The 15,819-nt window shown below is 72.2% G+C and carries 11 protein-coding genes; 3 read left to right on the top strand and 8 right to left on the bottom strand.

Features of this window, described 5'->3' with window-relative positions; all coding sequences use genetic code 11:
- Positions 1 to 20: 20 nt before the first annotated feature.
- The 5 genes from ACFYWM_RS34185 to ACFYWM_RS34165 form a co-directional block, all read right to left on the bottom strand.
- The gene (locus ACFYWM_RS34185) at positions 21 to 1,313 is read right to left on the bottom strand and encodes a homoserine dehydrogenase (RefSeq protein WP_389922462.1); all 1,293 of its coding nucleotides are present in this window, start codon (positions 1,311 to 1,313) and stop codon (positions 21 to 23) included.
- A gap of 61 nt (positions 1,314 to 1,374) precedes the next feature.
- The gene (lysA, locus tag ACFYWM_RS34180; RefSeq protein WP_389922459.1) at positions 1,375 to 2,757 is read right to left on the bottom strand and encodes a diaminopimelate decarboxylase; all 1,383 of its coding nucleotides are present in this window, start codon (positions 2,755 to 2,757) and stop codon (positions 1,375 to 1,377) included.
- Positions 2,758 to 2,950: 193 nt separating this feature from the next.
- Positions 2,951 to 3,763: a neutral zinc metallopeptidase gene (locus tag ACFYWM_RS34175; protein WP_389922456.1), complete on the bottom strand. Its 813-nt coding sequence runs from the start codon at positions 3,761 to 3,763 to the stop codon at positions 2,951 to 2,953.
- Positions 3,764 to 3,824: 61 nt separating this feature from the next.
- Positions 3,825 to 4,493 carry a DALR anticodon-binding domain-containing protein gene (locus ACFYWM_RS34170; RefSeq protein ID WP_389922453.1) on the bottom strand — a complete coding sequence of 223 codons (669 nt, stop codon included), beginning with the start codon at positions 4,491 to 4,493 and terminating at the stop codon, positions 3,825 to 3,827.
- Between the two features lie 135 nt (positions 4,494 to 4,628).
- Positions 4,629 to 6,536 (bottom strand): hypothetical protein, encoded by a 1,908-nt coding sequence (locus tag ACFYWM_RS34165; protein WP_389922450.1) that lies wholly within the window; start codon positions 6,534 to 6,536, stop codon positions 4,629 to 4,631.
- Positions 6,537 to 6,607: 71 nt separating this feature from the next.
- Here ACFYWM_RS34165 and ACFYWM_RS34160 point away from each other — a divergent pair, with 71 nt between their 5' ends.
- Both ACFYWM_RS34160 and treS read left to right on the top strand, forming a co-directional pair.
- Positions 6,608 to 8,266 (top strand): asparagine synthetase B family protein, encoded by a 1,659-nt coding sequence (locus tag ACFYWM_RS34160; protein ID WP_389922448.1) that lies wholly within the window; start codon positions 6,608 to 6,610, stop codon positions 8,264 to 8,266.
- Positions 8,267 to 8,879: 613 nt separating this feature from the next.
- Complete coding sequence (gene treS / locus ACFYWM_RS34155) at positions 8,880 to 10,601, top strand: maltose alpha-D-glucosyltransferase (RefSeq protein WP_389922445.1); 1,722 nt, start codon at positions 8,880 to 8,882, stop codon at positions 10,599 to 10,601.
- A 114-nt stretch (positions 10,602 to 10,715) separates the two neighbouring features.
- Here the strand turns inward: treS and ACFYWM_RS34150 are convergent, their stop codons facing one another.
- From ACFYWM_RS34150 to ACFYWM_RS34140, 3 genes are all read right to left on the bottom strand, one after another.
- Positions 10,716 to 12,995, bottom strand: coding sequence for an FtsX-like permease family protein (locus tag ACFYWM_RS34150; protein ID WP_389922443.1), 2,280 nt, complete (start codon positions 12,993 to 12,995; stop codon positions 10,716 to 10,718).
- A gap of 68 nt (positions 12,996 to 13,063) precedes the next feature.
- Positions 13,064 to 13,831 (bottom strand): ABC transporter ATP-binding protein, encoded by a 768-nt coding sequence (locus tag ACFYWM_RS34145; RefSeq protein ID WP_389922441.1) that lies wholly within the window; start codon positions 13,829 to 13,831, stop codon positions 13,064 to 13,066.
- Positions 13,828 to 14,334 carry a PadR family transcriptional regulator gene (locus tag ACFYWM_RS34140; protein WP_389922439.1) on the bottom strand — a complete coding sequence of 169 codons (507 nt, stop codon included), beginning with the start codon at positions 14,332 to 14,334 and terminating at the stop codon, positions 13,828 to 13,830. The genes ACFYWM_RS34145 and ACFYWM_RS34140 overlap by 4 nt, the downstream gene beginning before the upstream one ends.
- Positions 14,335 to 14,463: 129 nt before the next feature.
- Between ACFYWM_RS34140 and ACFYWM_RS34135 the strand changes: the two genes are divergently transcribed.
- Positions 14,464 to 15,744, top strand: a complete 1,281-nt coding sequence (locus tag ACFYWM_RS34135) for an ABC transporter substrate-binding protein (RefSeq protein WP_389922436.1) — start codon at positions 14,464 to 14,466, stop codon at positions 15,742 to 15,744.
- The last annotated feature ends 75 nt before the right edge of the window (positions 15,745 to 15,819 follow it).

Raw genomic sequence — 15,819 nt, 5'->3', positions numbered from 1 at the left:
ACCGGCCTGACGGGACGGCGCTAGGGAGTGTCCTCGCCCTCGACGCGCATGACGCTCACCACGTCGCGGACGATGTCCAGCTCGCGCAGGCCCTCGATCGTGGCGGAGAGCGCGGCGTCGCTGGCCCGGTGGGTGACCAGCACCAGCTGGGCGTCCGCGCCGTGCCCCTCCTGCCTGACGGTCTGGATGGAGACGTCCTGCTTGGCGAACATGTCGGCGACCCTGGCGAGCACGCCGGGCTTGTCGGCGACGTCCAGGGAGACGTGGTAGCGCGTGACTGTCTCGCCCATCGGGTGCACGACCAGGTCGGCGTACGTGGACTCCTCCGAGCCCCGGGTGCCCGCCAGCACGTTGCGCGCCACGGCCACGATGTCGCCCAGCACGGCGCTCGCGGTCGGGGCTCCGCCCGCGCCCGCGCCGTAGAACATGAGCTGCCCGGCCGACCGCGCCTCGACGAACACCGCGTTGTAGGCCTCGCGGACCCCGGCCAGCGGGTGCGTCCGGGGGATCATCGCCGGATGCACCCGTACGCCGAACGACCTGCCGTCGTCGGAGCGGGCGCAGATCGCGAGCAGCTTGATGACGTATCCCATGGCCTTGGCACTGGCCACGTCCGTCGCGGTGATCTCGGTGATGCCCTCGCGGTGCACGTCGGCGGCCGTCACCCGGCTGTGGAAGGCGATCCCGGCGAGGATCGCGGCCTTGGCCGCGGCGTCGAAGCCCTCCACGTCGGCGGTCGGGTCGGCCTCGGCGTAGCCCAGCGCCTGCGCCTCCCCCAGCGCGTCGGAGAACGAGGCCCCGCTGGAGTCCATCTGGTCGAGGATGTAGTTGGTGGTGCCGTTGACGATGCCGAGCACGCGGTGCACGTGGTCTCCGGCGAGCGACTCGCGCAGCGGCCGGACCAGCGGGATGGCGCCCGCGACGGCCGCCTCGAAGTAGAGGTCGGCGTCACCGGCCCTGGCCGCGGCGTGGACGGTCGCGCCGTCCTCGGCGAGCAGCGCCTTGTTGGCCGTGACGACCGACTTGCCGCTGTTCAGCGCGGCCAGGATGAGCGACCTGGCGGGCTCGATGCCGCCGATCACCTCGACGACGATGTCGATGTCGTCCCGGGTGACCAGTGCCTCGGCGTCCGTGGTGAGCAGGGCGGGGTCCACGTCGGCGTCCCGCCTGCGGCCCAGGCGCCGCACGGCGACCCCGGCGAGCTCCAGCGGCGCCCCGATGCGGGCGGCGAGGTCGTCGGCCTGCTCGTGCAGGAGCCTGACCACCTGGGAGCCGACGACGCCGCATCCCAGCAGCGCGACTTTCAGTGCCATGCGATCAGGCCCCCTTCTCGCTCACACCGCGGACGGGCTTCCCCCGCCGCTCCGGGTCGTTTCACAGCTGTCCTCTCAGGAGGTCGTCCTCGGTCTCCCGGCGGACGATCACGCGGGACACCCCGTCCTTGACCGCGACCACGGCGGGCTTGGGGAGGTAGTTGTAGTTGTTGGAGAGCGAGCGGCAGTAGGCGCCGGTGCCCGCGACGGCGATCAGGTCGCCGGTGGCCAGGTCGGCGGGGAACCACAGGTCGCGCACGACGATGTCGCCGCTCTCGCAGTGCTTGCCGACCATGCGGGAGAGCATCGGCTTCGCGGCGCTCTCCCGGGAGGCCAGGCGCGCGGTGTAGTCGGCCCCGTACAGGGCGGTGCGGATGTTGTCGCTCATGCCGCCGTCGACGCTGACGTAGGTGCGCAGGCCCTCGACGTCCTTGATCGTGCCGACCTCGTAGAGCGTCACCCCGGCGAGCCCGGCGATGGCCCTGCCCGGCTCGACGGTGAGCTTGGGCACCGGCAGGCCGGCGCCCCTGGCCACCTTGCTGACGATCTCGCGCAGGTTGTCGGCGATCTCCTTGACGTCGGGCGCGGTGTCGCCCTCGACGTACGGGATGCCGTAGCCGCCGCCGAGGTCGAGCTCGGGGAGCACGACGCCGTGCTCATCCTTGATCTTGACCAGCAGGGTGGCGAGGCGGGCCGCGGCGACCTCGAACCCGGCGGTGTCGGTGATCTGGGAGCCGATGTGGGAGTGCAGGCCGACGAGCTCCAGCTGGGGCAGGGCGAGGATCCGCCTCGCCGCCTCGGCCGCCGCGCCGCCGCTCAGCGAGAAGCCGAACTTCTGGTCGTCGTGGGCGGTCGCGATGAACTCGTGGGTGTGGGCCTCGACGCCCACGGTGACGCGGATCATCACCTTGGGGCGCCTGCCGTGCTTGTCGGCGAGGAAGCCCAGGCGGGCGATCTCCTCGAAGGAGTCGGCCACGATGTGCCCGACTCCGGCCTCGACGGCCCTCTCCAGCTCGGCGAGCGACTTGTTGTTGCCGTGCATGGTGATCCGCTCGGGCGGGAAGCCGACGCTGAGCGCGACGGCGAGCTCGCCGGCGCTGCAGACGTCGAGGCCGAGGCCCTCCTGCATGATCCAGCGGGCGACCTCGCGGCACAGGAACGCCTTGCCCGCGTAGTGGACCTCGCCCCCGGAGAAGGCGTCGGCGTAGTCGCGGCAGCGGGAGCGGAAGTCTTCCTCGTCCACCACGTAGAGCGGGGTGCCGTGCTCCGCGACCAGGTCCCTGACGTCCGCGCCGCCGATCGTGATCGAGCCGTCGGCACGGCTCGACGTTCGCGGCCAGATGGTCGGGTCGAGCGTGTTCAGGTCTGCGGGTGCGTGCGGAGGGCGCTCCTCGGGCAGCACTTCTGCATGCCGGTCACCGGCGGGGTGGGCGAATCGACTCACCCGATCGAGGCTATCGGACCCGGTGATCCCCCTGAGACGATTGCCCACCCATCGAGACGCGATCCACCTCAACCACGCGAACTTTTTACGTTATGCGCCACTTTGGCAGCATATTTTAATGGCGTACCGCGACATGATCTTCGTGAGAACCCGTGCCTGGGAAACAGGAGGGACCGGCGATGCCGGAGCGAGACTAGGAGACCCGCTCGGCGGGAGCGGACCAGGTGTTGCAGGATCCCACGGTGCCGCCCTCCTGGCCGCGCCGCATCCAGGCGGCGCTGCTCGTCCCCGAGCCGTGCGACTGCCGGTAGCCCGCCTCCACGCCCTCGTCGGCGCCGGAACCGCGCCCGGCGAGACGGCGCAGGCTCTCCAGCCGCCGCGGCGCCGCGACGCGCAGCGTCACCGCGGCCAGGCAGTCGGCCTGCAGTTCGAGCCGCCGCGACCACGCCTCGTCGAAGGCCTCCGAGCCCCTCTGCTCGGCGATCCCGCTGACCTCCTGGGCGTGGTGGGCGTACTCGTGCGCGAGCGTGAACATGATCGGGAAGGCCCGCTCCCCCTCGACCAGCACGTTGACGACACGGGGCCCGGGACAGTAGATCCCGGCCCAGTCGTAGTCGTCGATCCCGCACGCGGCCTCCTCGGGGGCGGTGACCAGCCGCACCTCCTCCGGTGGCTCGTAGTCGATGCCCGCCTGCCCCAGGGTGGCCGCCCACATCCGGTCCAGGCACCCGCCGAGAGCCCTCAGCGACGCCGTCACGTCGGCGTCGAGGTCCTTGGGAAGGGTGTCGCAGCGGCCGTCGACCGGCCCGGTCTTCTCGTAGAGGCGATGCGTCGCCGCGGCCGAGCGGGGCGAGCCGGGGGCGGTGCCGAGGAGTTCCCTGAGGTCCCCGCCGAGATAGGCGAGCCCGCCGAGGATGACGGCGAAGGCGAGCAGGGTCGGCAGCACTCGCCGGACCATCCCGGAGCGGCGCGGCTCGCGCGCCTCCCAGTCCCGGGGCCCGACCATTCGCCTCTTCCCTTTCCCTTCGCCTCTTCCTGATCCTTTTCAGCTTCTTTGGGAGGGTCTATCACAATCTTTCGGGCGCCGTCTCACCAAGCGCCGCCAGCACCTCGGCCAGTACGTCCCGCACGGCCCGCGCCAGGCGCACCCGGGCGGCGTGGAGCTCCGACGGCTCCTCGTCCCCCGAGGGGAGCGCGGCGGCCCCCTCGAACGCGTCGTGGTAGGCCAGGGCCAGCTGCTCGGCGTAGGCGGCCCACCCGGGGTCCCGGCTCACCCGCCTGCCGTGCAGCTCGGCCAGCAGCCTGAGCACCGCCCGGTCCCTGGGGCCGGCCAGCAGCTCGGGCCTGAAGTCCCCGCCGACGCCGAGCTCCGCCGCCCAGCGCTGTACGGCGACCGCCCGCGCGTGCGCGTACCCGACGACGAACCCGGGATTGGCCCACGTCCTGGGCAGGTCCCGCCATGGGGCCCCGCCCCCGACCCCGACCGTGCCCTTGGGAACGGCGGCGCCGATCTCCGTGACCAGTTCGCCGGGGACGGCCACCGCGATCTCCAGGAGGCCGCCGGGCCGCACCCGGACGGCCGCGATCCCCGGCAGCGCGCGGAGCCGGTCGGCCATCTCACCGGGATCCTCGCCCCGGCGCAGCGCGGCCGGGGAGACGTAGGTCGCCTCCCCGGCCCACGTCCCCCTGGGGATCGGTGGCAGGCCGAGAACCTCGCCGAGCGCGCCGGGCGTCATCCCGGCAGCCTAACGATCCCGGAACGGCCACCGGCCGGACCGGGGCGCCGGTCATGCCAAGCCAGGCCACCGACCGGACCAGGCCGCCGGTCAGATAGGCCCCGGCCGGACCGGGAGGCCGGACCGGGGCACCGGTCAGATCAGGGCGTGCGGGTCGGGCGGGCCGTAGTCGACGAGCTGGGCCGAGCCGAGCAGCCAGCGGTCGCGGTCCCGCATGCAGACGTACCCGAAGCGGTCGGCGGAGAAGACCTTGATCCCGTCCGCGCGGCACTGCCGCATCAGCACGTCGGCCCAGTTGTCCGAGACGTCGGCGAAGCCGATGCCCCGCAGGACCGCGCGGCGGGCCAGCAGGGTCGCCCCGGCGACGTCGGGCAGGTAGGAGTACTCGGCCGAGGGCTGGCGCAGCACGGTCGCCGCGACGTCGCGCAGGTGGGCGTAGTAGGCCGCCTTGCCCACGATGTCGGCGTTGGCGAACAGGAAGGCCCGGCTGAGATCGGCCAGATAGTGCTCGCCGTAGCGGTCGCGGGCGTCCATGACCGCCACGAGGTCGCCCTGGCACAGGTCGAGGGCGCGGTTGAGCAGGCCGCCCGTGGTGAGCTCGGTGTCGGAGCGGCGCACCGTGACGTCCACCCCGTCGGGCATCGCCTTCCTGGCCCGCCCGACGGCGTCCGGGGCGTCCGACAGCAGCACCAGCTGGACGACGCCCTTCTGCGGCGCGACCTGGGCCAGCGTGTGGTCGAGGTCGCCCCGGTCGATCATGATGACCGAGATGTTCAGGGTGGCCCTGCCGCTGGGCAGCCCGATCGCGTCCAGCAGGTCGTCGACCTTGTTGGTCATCGTCCCCGAGGCGTACGCCTGGCGGAGCGCCAGGTGGGCGCGGCGCGCGTCGGGCTCGGTGCCGATGGGGGTGCCGCAGGCGGCCAGCTCGGCCATCCGCCAGGGTTCCGTGCCCGGCGGGCAGTCGACCGCGACGGGCCAGCGGTAGGAGGTGAGCACGTCCGGGTACGACAGGTGGCCGGGAAGCAGCTCCTCCAGCGAGAGCACCCGCTCGAACCGGTCACCGGCCAGCGGGAGCGGGTTGTGCACGCGCGGCTGGACGGCGAAGGGCAGGATGCCCAGCGAGGGCGTCCGGCGGCCCTGCTCGGGCTCCTGGGCCGCCAGCGCGGTGCCCCACGCTCCCACGGACCTGGGCAGCGCGGTCACGACGTGCTCGAACAGCCTGGCAGCGGCGACGAACTCGCCGGGCTCGCCCCCGGTGTGCCAGAAGACGGTGCGGATGCCCCGCTCCGCGCACCAGGCCAGCAGGGCGCGCAGTCCCTGGTCCGGACTGCGCAGCTCCGCGGCCCAGGGGCCCTCGGTCACCGACTCGACCAGCAGCAGGTGCGGGACCTCGGCGGCCAGCACCCGGGCGAAGTCCCTCGGCGTGAAGCCGGTGGTCTGGCGCCACTCGTAGCGCAGCAGCGCCTCGCCGTGCGGCGCGGCGATCACGGCGGCGGTCAGGTGCGGGCGGGTGTTCGGGCCGGTCGGCACGCGGTAGGGCTTGAGCTTCACCGACCTGCCGCCGACGGTCCTGACCGAGCTGGTGGCCTGGAAGGACGCGCCGGGGACCGGCGCCTTGTCGCCCGCCTTGCGCGGCACCGGCTGGCGCTTGGGAGCGGTCGGGCGCTTGGCGGGCTTGGCCGCCCCGCGCAGGCCGCGCGCCAGCCGCACCGGGTTGCTCTTGCCCGTCTTGATCGCGTCACCCAGCCGCGACCAGCGGGCCACCTGCACCGAGGAGAGCTTCCACCTGGCCACCTCGGCCTGGTAGCGCTGCTCCGCCAGGTCCTTGCGCAGCTTCTCCTCGGCCGCGTTCGCGGCCTCCAGCCGTTCCTCGGTCTCGCTCAGGAGCTCTTTGACGCCGCGCAGCTCCTCGGCCGCACGCTCCGCATCGGCGATCTTGGCCTGTGCCGCTTCGAGCAGGCGGGCCAGCTCGGCGGCCCTCTCCGCGTGCGCCACCGCCTCCCGCAACGCCTGTCGTGTGCTTTCGAGTTGGTCGCCCGCCACGCCGTCCTCCGTTTCGTGAGCCGGGCGAAAGGATACCCTTTGGTCAATCGCGACACAGAGGAGTCAGCACGGTGCAGTGGCCGACGTTCAATGTGAGGCCGTACGTCTGCGGCGGCATCGGGCACCTCGACGAGGCCGTCCTGGAGACGCTGCGCGGGGCCGGGCCGCGGGTCAGACCCGCCGTCCAGGCCGGGAACGCGGCCCTGTTCAGCTCCTCCCCGCTGCCGCCCTACCGGCGCGACGAGCGCACCTGGGCCTTCGCCTGGGGGGAGCGCACGCCCGGCGGGGCGGCGCCGTGGATCACCGTGGCGGAGACCTACGAGACGCCCGGCCTGATCGACGACGGCGGGCGGATCACGCTGCACGCCGGGGGCCTCGGCCTGGTGGACGTCTACTACCTGTCCCAGGGCGGGGCGGTCTACTTCTCCTCGCTGCTCGAACCGCTGCTCTCCCTGGCCCGCACGCCGTACGAGATCAACTGGGACGCCTGGGCCTCGATCATCCAGATGACCTTCCCGCTGCGCGACGACACCCCGTACACGCAGGTGAAGCGGCTGCCGGGGGCGAGCGCGCTGGTCTTCGACCGGGAGACGGGCCGGGTCGGCGTCGAGCGGATGCTGCCCCGGTGGCTGCGCGAGGAGCCCTACGAGGCGGGCAGGACCGCCGGGGAGATCCTGGAGATCCTGCACGAGGTCTACAAGGAGTTCGACGGGCGCCCGCTGCTGGTGCCGGTCAGCGGCGGCTACGACTCGCGGCTGCTGTGCTCGGTGGCGGTGGCGCGCGGGGCCGACGTGGAGTCGTGGACGACCAGCCCCGACGACGGCACCGACACCGACATCGTCTTCGCCAGGGCGATCACCCGCGAGCTGGGCGTGCGTCACCGGGTGATCCCCCAGGACGCCGCCGCCTACCCCGACGACGCGCTGGCCGCGGCGCGGCGGCTGGAGTTCCTCACCCCGCACCACGCCTGGTACACCCCGTTCGCCCGCGAGGTGCACCGGGCCGGACGCACCCTGGTCGACGGGCTGGCCGGGGGGCCGCTGCTGAAGAACTTCATGGTCAGCGGGGCCGCGCTGGAGGCCTCCACGCAGGCCGAGCGCAAGGCCGCGCTGCTCGGCTCGCTCACGCTGGGCTCCCCGTCGGTGCCGTTCCTGTCGCAGGAGGCCGAGGCGTGGGTCACCGACAGCGTCAGGCACGCCTTCACCCAGTCGACCACCATGCTCAACGGCCACCGGGCGGAGCTGCCGCTGTCGGTCCTGCACACCAGGACCGCGCGGGGCATCGCCCGCTCCCCGGTCAACCTGGTCGGCCCCGAGGTCTCGTTCGCGGCGCCGTTCATCCACCCCGACTTCTTCGACGCCGCGCTCTCGGTCGGCGTGCACCGCAAGGACCAGGGGCGCTTCTACCGCGAGATCCTGTACGCCGCCGACCCGCGCGTGGCCGCGCTGCCCTCCACCAACGTGGTCAAGCAGCCGCTCCAGCGGGTCCCGCTCCGCTCGGCCGCCGCGCCCGCCAGGGAGTACGGGCACCGGATGCTCACCCGGGTCGCCGACGCCGTGCCCTCGCTGCTGTCCGAGCAGCTCCACGTGGTGGTCGCCGAGGGCCCGGACGGGCTGGCGCGCTTCAACGGCTGGAACGACCGCTTCTGGGTGCGGAGCCTGGTGCTGTTCGGCGCCTGGCTCGGCGACCACCGGGACAACCTCCCCGAACTCACCCCTCCCTGGGCCTGACCGGCCCCTCACGGCCTCCTCGGGCTCACCCCGCCGTGGGTCCCGCGGGACCCTTGCGAGCTCTCCGGACCCACCCCGCCGTGGGTCCGCGGGACCCTTGCGAGCCCTCCCGGCTCACCCCTTCCCGAGCCCGGCCGGCCCCCTGTAATCCACCCGCCGTCCCCCTATGACATGGTCCGGCGGGGCCCTTCGACGTCCCCGGAACCGGACGCGGAACCCCTTTCACAAAGGTCTAGTCCGCGCTCCCGCCGGGCGGCGCGCACGCGGGCCTGATCTGCGGGCACGAACGGAAAGCGCTTTCCTGTACCGCATCGTGTTTCCCCCGTGAGAACAGCGGGTGACACGGCGATTACGCGGCAACGGCGCGATGCGCGCGGCGATTCCGTGGGGCGGAGGCGGCGTAGCACGCCAAGGGGGGTTCCACGACGTCGGACGGCTGGTAGTGTTCGGCCCAGAAAGCGCCACAACGGACGGTCCCGAATCACAAATTCGGCCTGTCCAAGAGCATGGAGCTCGTGGGGATGACGGCTCCCGCCGGCGCGGTCACCAAACATCATCAGCCGGAGCATCCGGTGACTTCGTCCTGCCCTCCATCACCGTGAGCGAGAACACGATGAATCCATCCCCCCTCCCCTCCCCTTCCCAGGAGTCCGTGGCCGAGGACTTCGTCTCGGCGGACCCCCAGTGGTACAAGCGCGCGGTCTTCTACGAGGTCCTGGTCCGCGGGTTCAAGGACTCCAACGGCGACGGCACCGGCGACCTGCGCGGTCTCATCGAGAAGCTGGACTACGTCGAGTGGCTCGGCGTCGACTGCCTGTGGCTGCTCCCGCTGTACGAGTCTCCCCTGCGTGACGGCGGATACGACATCTCCGACTACATGAAGATCCTGCCGGACTTCGGCGACCTCGGGGACTTCGTGGAGCTGATCGAGTCGGCGCACAAGCGGGGCCTGCGCATCATCACCGACCTGGTGATGAACCACACCAGCGACAGACACCCCTGGTTCCAGGCCTCCCGGCACGACCCCGAGGGGCCGTACGGCGACTTCTACGTCTGGTCCGACGACCCGGCCGGGTACCCCGACGCGCCGATCATCTTCGTCGGCGCCGAGGAGTCCAACTGGACCTACGACCCGGTCCGCAAGCAGTACTACTGGCACCGCTTCTTCCACCACCAGCCCGACCTGAACTACGAGAACCCGGCGGTCCAGGAGGCCATGCTGGAGGTCCTGCGCTTCTGGCTGGACCTGGGCATCGACGGCTTCAGGCTCGACGCGGTGCCCTACCTCTTCGAGCGCGAGGGCACCGACTGCTCCGGCCTGCCGGAGACCCACGCGTACCTGAAGAAGGTCCGCGCCGAGGTCGACCGCCTCTACCCGGACCGGGTGCTGCTGGCCGAGGCCAACGGCTGGCCCGAGGACGTGGTGGAGTACTTCGGCGACCCCTCGGTCGGCGGCGACGAGTGCCACATGGCCTTCCACTTCCCGCTCATGCCGCGCATCTTCATGGGAGTCCGGCAGGGCAGCCGCGAGCCGATCTCCGAGATCATGTCGCGGACGCCGAAGCTCCCCGACAGCGGCCAGTGGGGCATCTTCCTGCGCAACCACGACGAGCTCACGCTCGAGACGGTGACCGAGGAGGAGCGCGACTACATGCACGCCGAGTACGCCAAGGACCCGCGCATGCGGGCCTACCTCGGCATCCGGCGCCGCCTCGCCCCGCTGCTGGAGAACGACCGCGACCAGATCGAGCTGTTCACCGCGCTGCTGCTGTCGCTGCCCGGCTCCCCGGTCATGTACTACGGCGACGAGATCGGCATGGGCGACAACATCTGGCTGGAGGACCGCGACGCGGTCCGCACCCCGATGCAGTGGAGCCCCGACCGCAACGCGGGCTTCTCCAAGGCCGACCCCGGACGGCTGTACCTGCCCGTCGTCATGGACCCGATCCACGGCTACCAGGCGGTCAACGTGGAGGCGCAGCAGAAGAACCCCGCGTCGCTGCTCCACTTCACCAGGAACATGCTGGCGATCCGCCGCGACCACCAGGTCTTCGGCACCGGGATCTACAACGAGCTGTGGTCCAGCAACCAGGCGGTGCTCAGCTTCGTCCGCGAGGACGGCGACGACCTGATGCTGTGCGTCAACAACCTGTCGAAGTACCCCCAGCCGGTCGAGCTCGACCTGCGCCGCTTCGCGGGCATGATCCCGGTCGAGGCCAGGGGCGGTGTGCGGTTCCCCCCGGTGGGCACCCTGCCGTACCTGCTCACCCTGCCCGGCCACGGCTTCTACTGGTTCTCGCTCAAGAACGCCGACACCCCCGGCGTCGACTTCTGACCTCTTTCCGATTTCCGAGAGACAGCCCCGGGACCGGTGACCGTCCCGGGGTTGTCTTCTGTCGTACGGCGACCGGGCCGCCTCGTCGCAGGGTGACCGTCCCGGAGCCGTCCCCTATCTCGCGGTGACCGGGACCTGGGCGCGGGCCGCGCGCCCGGCCGGGATCAGCGTCACCAGCAGCGCGGTCCCGACCGCGACGAGCACCGCGACGGCGAGCGTCAGGGCCGAGGGCGTACGGCCGATGCCCGCCCCCACGCCGCTGGTGTGCCCCTGCAGGTCGATCAGCCCGCCGACCAGCGAGGCCCCGGCCGCGGCGCCCGCGACCACGCCCAGCACGATCAGCAGGCCGGTCCCGGTGACCAGGGTGGCGGCCACCTGCCTGGGCGTGAGGCCCATGGCCTTGAGCACCGCGAGGTCGAAGGCGTGGTCGCGCAGCCCCAGGGCGCTCGCGGTCAGGAGGTTGGCCAGGCCGAGCAGGGCGAGCACGACGATCAGCGCCACGATCACCACGCGGATGATCGCGAGCCGTTCGGCCGGGTTGACCACCCGCTGCACCTCCAGGGCCTCGCCCGAGGCGATCAGCAGCCGCGCCCTCACCTCCACCGGGTCGGCGCCCGGCCGCAGCACCAGGCTGTAGAACTGCGGCGGCACCGCGTCCTTGGCCGCGAGGCTGTCGATGCCGAAGGAGAGCACCTCGCCGTCCTGGTCGGGCTCCACCACCCGGCCCACGAGGTGCACGATCAGCGGGGTGCCGCCGACGGTGAGCCGGACCCGGTCACCGATCTTCACGTCCAGCAGGTCGAGCAGCCCCTGCCCCGCGACGGCCTCGCCCCTGGCGGCGTACATCCGCCCCTCGACGACCGAGAAGGGGTACGGCTCGGCGGAGGTCCCGGCGGCGCGGGCCAGCACGCTCCTGGTCTGCTCGGGCTCCAGCGCGGGCACCTCGGTGCCGGGGTAGGCGGCGAGCACCCCCGGGTCGGCCCTCGCGATCCGCAGGGCGTCGTCGGCCTGGAGTTTGTCCGGGCGCACGACGAGCGCCGCCGCCTGGCCGACCCGCTCGGGGTGGCGCAGGAAGTCGTCCAGGGTGGCCCAGCAGCCGAGCCCGATGGTGATCATCATCATCGGGACCGCGACGCCGAAGATGCTCAGGAACGCCGGGACGCGCCGGGTGAAGGCGTCGCGGGTGCCCAGGACCAGGGCCGGGGGCAGCCGTACGAGCAGCGCCAGGCGCGCCAGCCGCGACAGGTGCCCCCTGGGCGGGGCGGCGGGGGCCGCGGGGATTGGCGGGGTGCGGCCGCCCCGCCAGGCGGGCAGGGCCACCGCGACCAGCACCACGGCGGCGGTGCCCGCGGCGATGGCGAGCAGCGGGACCGGGGAGAGCGGCAGGATCGGCACCCCGTCCAGGACGAACGAGGCGGCGGCCTGCCCGCAGACCAGCCCGATGGCGATGCCGAGCAGCCCGAGCGCGCCGTGCTCGGCCATGAGCACGCCGAAGACCTGGCCCCGGGTGTAGCCGAGGGACTTCAGGGTGGCGATGTCGCGGGTCTGGCTCAGCACCCGGCCGCCCACCGCGTTGGCGATGGCGAGCGCGGCCGCGACCAGCCCGGTGATCCCGAACAGCGCGAGCAGCAGGCCGAGCAGCCGGTTGTCCAGCTCCATCGAGGCGCGGACCTCGCGCCAGGTGGACATCCGCTGGATCTGCCCCTCCAGGAGGGTGACGGCGCCGTGCACGGCGGGCAGTGTGGCCTCCCCGTCGGCCAGACGCAACCCGGTGACCGACTCGCTGCGGCCCAGGGCGGGCTCGACCCTGGCCAGGACGGGCGCGAGGGTCCAGGCCAGGCCGGGCGTCCACTCGGGGTAGAAGCCCTGGTCGGCGGTGTCGGCCAGGCCGACCACGACGAGCGGGTGGGTGGCGCCGTTGAGCGCGGTCACCGGGAAGAGGCCGCCCACCCTGAGGGAGAGCGCCCTGGCGAAGGAGCGCTCGACGATCACGCCGTCGGTGTCGCCGGGGCGCAGCGGGCGCCCCTCGCGGATCAGGGGGGCGGCGACCCTCGGCGTGGGCGCGGACATCTCCCGCAGCGCCACCGGCGACTTCTTCCCGTCCAGGGTGAGGGTGACCGGAGCCGACCGGTAGGGGCCGGCGACCTGGACCACGCCCGGAAGCCTCGACAGCGCGGCCGGGTCGGGGGCGTCCTTGGTGTGGATCCAGACGTGCGCGCCCCTGGACTCGGCGAACAGCCCGCGCCACGGGTTGGTGCCGTCCTCCAGCAGGGTCGCGGAGGTGATCAGCGCCGTGACGATCCCGGCCACGGCCAGCACCGTCAGCAGCGCCTGGACCCTGCGGGCCCTGAGGTCGGCCCGGATCCACCTGACGGAGGCGCGTACGGTGCTCACCGCGACACCCCCCGCGTGGCACGCCGGGCCGGGGCCCGTGCGGGCCGGGAGGACGGGGGACGCACCGGTCAGCCTCTCAGCTCGACGACGTCGCCCGCGCCGCCCCTGGGGCGGCGGCGGGCCAGCCCGGTGCCGCCGTCGTCGACGATCTGGCCGTCGAGGAGGGAGACCACCCGGTCGGCCAGGCTGGCCACCCTGGCGTCGTGGGTGACCATGATGACGGCCTGGCCGTCGCGGTGGACCTCGCCGAGCAGGCGCAGGACGTCGCGGGTGTTGCGGCTGTCGAGGTTGCCGGTGGGCTCGTCCGCGAGCAGCAGGCTCGGCTCGTTGGCCAGCGCGCGGGCCAGCGCGACCCGCTGCTGCTCGCCGCCGGCGAGCTGGGAGGGGGCGGCGTCGGCGCGGGCGGTCAGGCCGAGCTCGCCGAGGAGGTGTTCGCGGCGCCGGCGGGCCTCGCGCGCGGAGGCTCCGGCCAGCAGCGCGGGCAGCTCGACGTTGTCGGCCACCGTCATGTTGGCGACGAGGTTGAAGAACTGGAAGACGAAGCCGATCCTCCGGCGGCGGAGCAGCGCCCAGGCGCTCTCGCCGAGCGTGTCGGCCCGCTGCCCGTCGAGCCAGATCTCGCCGCTGGTCCGGGCCTCAAGGCCGCCGATCATGTGGACCAGGGTGGACTTGCCGGAGCCGGACGGTCCCATGACCGCCACGAACTCCCCCCGGCCCACCCGCAGGTCGACCCCCCGCACCGCGGGCACCGGCACCCCGCCGTCCTGGTAGATCTTGACGAGATTGACGGTCTCGACCACGGGGGTCTCGGCCACGGGAAGCACGGGAGAGGTCAACTCAGGTCCTCCTGGCAGCGTTCGAGCCAGTCGAGGTCGGCCTGGACGTGCAGCATGGCCCCCTCGACCAGCAGGAGCGCGACGCGGTTCTCCGGGTCGGTGCGCTCGGCGAGGTCGTTGAGGTCACGCATGAGCCCGAGGTAGTGACGGCGCTGGCGGTTGATCATCGCCATCCTGTCGGCGATACCGGTCATCGGGGCCAGCACGAGCTTCATGAAGAACTCGTCCCGGACCCTGGGCCCCTCGGTGGGCTCGTCCACCCACGTCTCGAGGATCTCGCGGCCGGCGGCCGTCAGGTAGTAGACCTTCTTGTTCGGCCGGTTGGACTGCTCGACGTCCACGGCGCGCACCAGGCCGTCCTTCTCCAGACGGCCGAGCGTGACGTAGATCTGCCCGATGTTCGGTGAAGGGTAGGCCCCGCCGAAGATCTGTTCAAGTGCCTGTTTGAGCTCGTAGCCGTGGGCAGGTTCCTTCGCGAGGAGCGCCAGCAGCGTCAGCCGCACGCTCCCACCTCCTCGGAGAGCTCGTTACGTGAGCGTTACGGGGTTATCCGTTGACGGTGATGTTATCGCTATGCATAACATGCATGCATCTACCTAACACGTATGTAACCAACTGGAAATCGGGAGGTCATGGTGCGCCGACTCATCCCCGTCGCGCTCGCCGTGCTTCCCGTGCTCCTCATACCCCTCCTGGCCGGGTGCGCGGCGGCCGGCGCCCGGGAGACCGAACGGTTCGGCGGGACGGGTCCCTTCACCCTCGTGATCGGCCGTCCCGCGACCGCCTACCTGCAGTCGCTGCTCGACCGGTGGAACCAGACCCACCCCGGGGAGCGGGCCACCCTGCTGGAGCTCCCCGAGGCGGCCGACGAGCAGCGGGCGCAGATGGTCGCCAACCTGCAGGCCAAAAGCGACCGCTACGACGTGCTCGGGCTGGACGTGATCTGGACCGCGGAGTTCGCCGACGCGGGCTGGATCCTGCCGCTGGAGCGCGCGATGTTCCCGCTGGACCGGTTCCTGCCCCCGGTCGTCGACACGGCCGTCTACCGGGGCAAGCTCTGGGCGGTCCCGTACACCAGCAACGCCGGCCTGCTCTTCTACCGCAAGGATTTGCTGGCCAAGGAGGGCTTCAAGCCGCCGAGGACGTGGGGGGAGCTGCGCGACCAGGCGAGCGCCCTGCACGAGAAGTACGGCATCGGCGGCTACGCGGGGCAGTTCCTGGCCTACGAGGGCCTGACCGTCAACTTCGCCGAGGCCGTGCAGTCGGCGGGCGGGCAGATCCTCAGCCCGGACGGCACCAAGGTGACCATGGACGTGGCCAGGGCGAAGGCGGGCCTGGACTTCCTGGTGGGCGGCTTCCGGGAGGGGTGGATCCCGCCCGAGTCGCTCTCCTTCAAGGAGGACGAGGCACAGCTCGCCTTCGAGGAGGGCAGGCTCGCCTTCGCCCGCAACTGGCCGCACACCTACGGGCCGGCCACCACCTCGGCGGTCGCGGACAAGTTCGGGGTCACCCGGCTTCCCGGGGCGGACGGGCCGGGAACGGCCTCGCTCGGCGGCTACAACCTCGCGGTGAGCGCCTTCTCCAAGCGGCAGAAGTCGGCCACCGAGTTCATCCGCTACTTCACCAGCCTGGAGAACCAGCGGCGGGTGCTCGCCGACGGCTCGTTCCCGCCCGTGTGGGCCGAGCTGTACGACGACCCCGGCCTGATCAAACGTTTTCCCTATCTGCCGGTCCTGAAGCAGAGCATCCTCACCGCCCGGCCCAGGCCCGCCAGCGCCAACTACGACCAGGTGAGCCTGGCGATCGCGAGCGCGGTCTCCAACGCCCTCACACCGCCCTTCACCGAGCACGACAGTCACGACGTCGTCTCCTCGCTGAAGGGCCAACTCGAAGAGATCATCCGGGCTCGATGACGCCGGGGTGATCCCCGGCAGAAGCCGTCATCCCCATTTCGGCTGCTTGTTCGTCCCATATATCCCCTCAATTTC

The organism is Streptosporangium sp. NPDC002721 (genome assembly GCF_042888905.1).
Classification (GTDB): Bacteria; Actinomycetota; Actinomycetes; order Streptosporangiales; family Streptosporangiaceae; genus Streptosporangium.
The sequence above is the reverse complement of the archived record's forward strand: the minus strand, read 5'-3'. Positions and strand labels throughout refer to the sequence as shown.